Genomic DNA, 5,238 nt, shown 5'->3' with positions numbered 1-5,238 from the left:
AGCTTGACGCGGTCGAAGACCGCGCGACCCTTCTCGGTGGCGATCGATCGCCGGAACAGGAAGCCGGCTCCCACCAGCCCGAGGATCACGAACACGAAGAACCGCTGCACGACCTTGCTCAGGAACAGGAGGATCCTGGTCGGGACCGGGAGCGTCCCGCCGAGGCCGGCGTAGAGCTCCTGGAAGGTCGGGACCACGAACAGGAGGATGGCCATCAGGATCAGGAAGACGAGGATGGCGACCATGACGGGGTACGTCATCGCCGACTTCACCTTGTTGCGAAGCTCCACCTGCTTCTCGAGGGTGTCCGCCACACGCAGCAGGACGCTGTCGAGGACACCGCCCGTCTCTCCCGCCTTGACCATGGCCACGTAGAGCTGGTTGAAGGCCTTCGGGTGCTTCTGTAGCGCAGCCGAGAAGGAGGCTCCCACCTGGACGTCCTGGCGCACCTGATCCCAGGTCTTGGCCAGGGCCTTGTTCTCCGTCTGCTCCGTCATGACGGTGAGTGCCCGAAGCAGCGGGAGCCCGGCGTTGATCATGGTCGAGAGCTGCCGGGAGCCGACGGCCACGTCCTTGAGGGCGATCCGGTCCGTGATGCCGGGGATCCGGATGTCCGCGCTGAGGTTGGCGCCCTTCTTCTGCTTGATCTCGATGGGCATGAGCTGGCTCGTCCGGAGGCGTTCCAGGACGACCGCCTGGTTGTCCGCCTCCAGGACCCCCGTGCGGGAGCGGCCCTGGGTGTCTCGTGCCTTGTACTGGAACTCGGGCATCTGCCTCCCCCTATCCGATGACGCGCGCGCGGCTCGAGGCGGCAGGTGACCCCGCCGACCCGCCGGCCATGCGCGAGAACTCCTCGGCGTCGTGGCACCGCTCGAGTCCGGCTGCGAAGGTGATCTTGCCCCGCTTCACGAGGTCGGCGAGGGAGTCGTCCATCGTGATCATCCCGTGCTGGCCGCCCGCCTGCATCTGCGAGTAGATCTGGTGGGTCTTGGCTTCCCGGATGAGGTTGCGGACCGCCGATGTGGCGATGAGCACCTCGATCGACGCGACGCGTGATGTCCCGTCCCTCGTCTGCAGCAGCTGCTGCGCGACCACGCCCTGAAGGGCACCGGCGAGCTGGACGCGGATCTGCTGCTGCTGATGCGGCGGGAAGACGTCGATGATCCTGTCCACGGTCTGGGGGGCGTCCTGGGTGTGCAGGGTGCCGAAGACGAGGTGTCCGGTCTCGGCAGCCGTGATGGCCATCTGGATCGTCTCCAGGTCGCGCATCTCCCCCACCAGGATCACGTCGGGGTCCTGACGCAGGACGTGCTTGAGAGCCTGGGCGAACCCGTGGGTGTCCGCTCCCACCTCACGCTGGTTGATGATCGCGCGCTTGTGGGCGTGGAGGAACTCGATCGGGTCCTCCACGGTCATGATGTGCACCGGACGCTCGCGGTTGATCAGGTCGATGATGGAGGCCAGGGTGGTCGACTTCCCCGACCCGGTGGGACCCGTGACCACGACGAGCCCGCGGGGCAGGCGCGAGAAGTCGGCGAGCTTCGGGGGCAGACCGAGCTCCTCCAATGACTTGATGCTGAACGGGATGAGCCTGAAGGCGGCGCCGAATACCCCGCGCTGCATGTAGATGTTCACGCGGTACCGGGCCTTGCCTGGCAAGGAGTAGGAGAAGTCGAGCTCCAGGTCGGTCTCCATGCGCTCGCGCTGCTTCTGCGTGAGCATCCCGTACACGAGCTTCTGGAGATCCTCGGCCGAGAGCACCGGGTACTCGTCGAGGTGCACCAGGTCGCCGTGGACGCGGAGGACCGGCGGGACCCCTCCGGTCAGGTGGAGGTCGGACGCACCCCGGAGCAGCACCTGCTCGAGGAGGTCGTGGATGTCCACGACGGGTTCGTCGATCGTGACGCCCAGGCGCTGACCCACGGCGACATCCTCTCCGTCGCGGGAGGCCGCGGGTCCGTCGGTCTGTTCCGGACCGAAGACCCTGTCGATCGCTTCGGCGATCGCCTCCTTCGATGCCAGGACGGGCTCGACGACCAGGCCCACGAAGGCCGCCACTTCGTCGAGGGCCGGCTGGTCCTGCGGGTCGGCCATGGCCAGGACGAGTCGGTCCCCCTCGAACCGGACCGGGATCACCCGGTGCTGCCGCGCGACGGCGGCCGTGATGTTCCGCACGGCGTCGGGGTCGAGGTCCGCGCTCGCGACGTCCACGAACGGGACGCCTGCGAACCGCGCCACGACCTCCAGGGCCTTCGGGGTGTCCAGGCCGTTCGCGATCATCGCGGCCACGAAGCCCGCCCCGGACTCGGCTTCGTGCTGGCGGACCCGCTCCACCTGCTTCGCGGTGAGGACCTTCTCGGCGACGAGGGTGTCGGCCATCGCCTGGCTCGTTGCCAACTCTCTACCTGTCTTGGCCATCCGATGTCTCCCTAGACGACGACCCGGAGGATCTCTTCGATGCTGGTGATCCCGAGTCGCACCTTGTCCATGCCGTCCTCGCGGAGGGTCCTCATCCCCTGCTCCACGGCCATCCTCTTGATGTCCTCCGAAGGGCGATGCTCGACTATCAGGCGCTCGACCTCCTCGGTGACGATCATCACCTCGATGAGCGCGACCCGCCCGCGGTAACCCGTCTTCGCGCAGTGCTGGCACCCCACCGGGCGTTGCAGGGTCGGCAGCGGCTCCCCGTCGCGCCATGGGAACCGGTGCTCGATGAGAGCCTCCGGGGTGGGCACGTACTCCTCCTTGCACCTCTCGCACAGGCGGCGGGCGAGCCGCTGAGCGAGGACGCAGTCGAGCGCGGACGCGACCAGGAAGGGCTCCACCCCCATCTCGACGAGACGCGTCGCCGCAGACGGGGCGTCGTTAGTGTGCAGCGTGGACAGGACCAGGTGTCCGGTGAGGGCGGACTCGATGGCGATGTTCGCCGTCTCCCGATCGCGGATCTCCCCGATCATGACCGTGTCCGGATCGGACCGCAGGATCGATCGGAGGGCCCCCGCGAAGGTGAGACCGGCCTTGGGGTTGATCTGGACCTGCGTGAGCCCCGGGAGCCGGTACTCGACGGGGTCCTCGACGGTGATCGTGTTCCTCTCCGTCTTGTTGATGATGTTGAGCGTCGCGTAGAGCGTGGTCGACTTGCCCGAGCCCGTCGGTCCGGTGACCAGGAGCGCGCCGTAGGGCCGGGTGAACGATTCCTCGTAGCGCTTCTGGGCCTGCTCGGAGAAACCCAGGTCCTCGAGCCTGAGCACCGACTGCGCGCGATCCAGGATGCGCAGGACGACCTTCTCGCCCCATACGGAGGGGAGGGTGGCCACGCGGAGGTCTATCGGCTTTCCGTCGATGTTCGCGGTGATCCGGCCGTCCTGGGGCACCCGCCTCTCGGCGATGTTCAGGTCGGCCATGACCTTCAGGCGCGAGATCATGCTCGCCTGCATCGACTTCTGGGTCTTGGTGATCTCGTGCAGGACGCCGTCGATGCGGTAGCGGATCCTGACGTCGCGTTCCTGCGGCTCGACGTGGATGTCGGAGGCCCTCATCTGGACGCCCCGCGACAGGATCTCGTTGATGAGCTTGACGATCGGGGCGTCCTCGACCGCGAGTTCGCCATCCTCGTCGTCGTCCGGGGTGGGCTCGCTGGCCATCTCGACCGCCGAGTCCAGGGACTGGTGACGGACCAGCGCCTCTTCGATGTCCGCCTTCGCGGCTATGACGACGCGGACCTCCCGTCCGGTCATGGTCCGGATGTCGTCGACCGCGATGATGTTGGTCGGGTCGGCCATGGCCACCACGAGGACGTTGTCCTCGAGCCGCAGCGGGAGGGCCGAGTAGCTGCGGGCGAGCCTCTCGGGGAGCATGGCCACGACGGACGTGTCGATCTGCTCCTCACCCAGCTCGACCGTCTCGTACCCCTGCCAGCGGAACCCGGTGACCCGGACGTCGTCGTCGGTGAGGAAACCCTTCTCGATCAGGACGCGCAGGGCGGACTTGCCGGACCGCTCGGCCTCCTTCAGCCCGATCTGGAGCTGCTCATCGGTGACCAGGCCGGACCGGACGAAGTCCTCCAGGTAGTCGCGGGCCTTGCGCTTCCTCAATCGATCCCCGTCTCAGTCTGTCGGACCGGTCTCCGTCATCGGTTCCGCCTGGTTCAGAATCGGCTCGAGAGGTAGGTGCATGAGCGCCTCAAGGGAGGGGAGGCAGCCCCGGGGGCCGGGAATCGGCGGTCGACCGACCCAGGGCCTCGGACGCCGCCGCCCGCATGATATCCACAGGCGCCTCCTCTTCCCACCACAGACGGTAGGACGCGGCCGCCTGTCCGACCAGCATCTGTACTCCGTCCGCCGCCACGAGCCCGGCTCGGCGGGCCGTCCGGACGAGCTCGGTCTCCCCCCGGGCGTAGAACATGTCCATCAGGCCGAGGCATCCGCCCGCGGCCGCGGACTCGAGGTCCTGCTCCGCCAAGGGGCCAGGACCCCCGTCCATGCCCATGGAGGTGGCGTCGATGACGAGCGCGACGGATCCGGCGCGTGCGGTCCTCTCCTCCCATGCGACCAGCTCCGCGCCGTGTCCGGACGAGGTCAGATCGCCGACCAGCTCGGCGGCGCGCTCCCGCGTCCGGTTGGTGACCAGGACGGGCGACCCGGCCTCTGCCGCGGCCCAGGCGGCCGCCCGGCCCCCGCCTCCGGCTCCGAGGACGAGCCAGGGAGCCCCGAGGGCGTCCGGCCACGTCTCGCGAACGGCGAACAGGACCCCCTGGACATCCGTGTTGTGGGCGACCGGGCCCGCTCCTTCGAACACGAGGGTGTTGGCCGCCCCGATACGCCTCGCGTCCGTATCCACCCGATCGACCAGATCGAGAGCCGCGACCTTGTGGGGGACGGTGAGGTTCGCCCCGGCGGCCCCCAGCGCCTTCAAGCCCTCGAGCGCCCGACCCAGCTCGCCGGGGCGGACGTCGAAGGCGAGGTACACGGCGTCTCGACCTCGGTGCTGCAACGCCGCGTTGTGGACCGCGGGTGAGATGGAGTGGGCGACCGGGTGCCCGAGGACGGCGCAGAGAAGGGTGGAGGACCCCGGCGTCATCGCCGGCCGCACAGCTCCGGCGGGCACTGGCGGCGGAGCCGGTTGAACTCCTCGTTCGTCGCTGCGAACCCGTGCTTGCCGGACCTGTCGATCACGACGTAGTAGATGGCGTCGGTCTGGGCGGGGGCGAGTGCGGCACGGAGGGAGTCGAGCCCGGGG

At 68.5% G+C, this 5,238-nt stretch carries 5 protein-coding genes; all 5 read right to left on the bottom strand.

The features are described from left to right. The coding region (locus VM840_13405) for a type II secretion system F family protein (protein ID HVL82581.1) at nucleotides 1-770 on the bottom strand (770 nt) is incomplete at its 3' end. 10 nt (nucleotides 771-780) lie between these two features. Then, nucleotides 781-2,379: a PilT/PilU family type 4a pilus ATPase gene (locus VM840_13400; protein HVL82580.1), complete on the bottom strand. Its 1,599-nt coding sequence runs from the start codon at nucleotides 2,377-2,379 to the stop codon at nucleotides 781-783. Between the two features lie 50 nt (nucleotides 2,380-2,429). Continuing rightward, nucleotides 2,430-4,094 (bottom strand): ATPase, T2SS/T4P/T4SS family, encoded by a 1,665-nt coding sequence (locus VM840_13395; protein ID HVL82579.1) that lies wholly within the window; start codon nucleotides 4,092-4,094, stop codon nucleotides 2,430-2,432. Nucleotides 4,095-4,182: 88 nt separating this feature from the next. Then, on the bottom strand, nucleotides 4,183-5,079 hold the full coding sequence (gene aroE, locus VM840_13390; GenBank protein ID HVL82578.1) for a shikimate dehydrogenase: 897 nt from the start codon (nucleotides 5,077-5,079) through the stop codon (nucleotides 4,183-4,185). Beyond that, the coding region (locus tag VM840_13385) for an endolytic transglycosylase MltG (protein ID HVL82577.1) at nucleotides 5,076-5,238 on the bottom strand (163 nt) is incomplete at its 5' end. The genes VM840_13385 and aroE, both read right to left, overlap by 4 nt.

This window comes from Actinomycetota bacterium (genome assembly GCA_035540895.1).
GTDB lineage: Bacteria > Actinomycetota > JAICYB01 > JAICYB01 > JAICYB01 > DATLFR01.
Note: the sequence above shows the minus strand (reverse complement) of the source record. Positions and strands in the feature narration are given on the sequence as shown.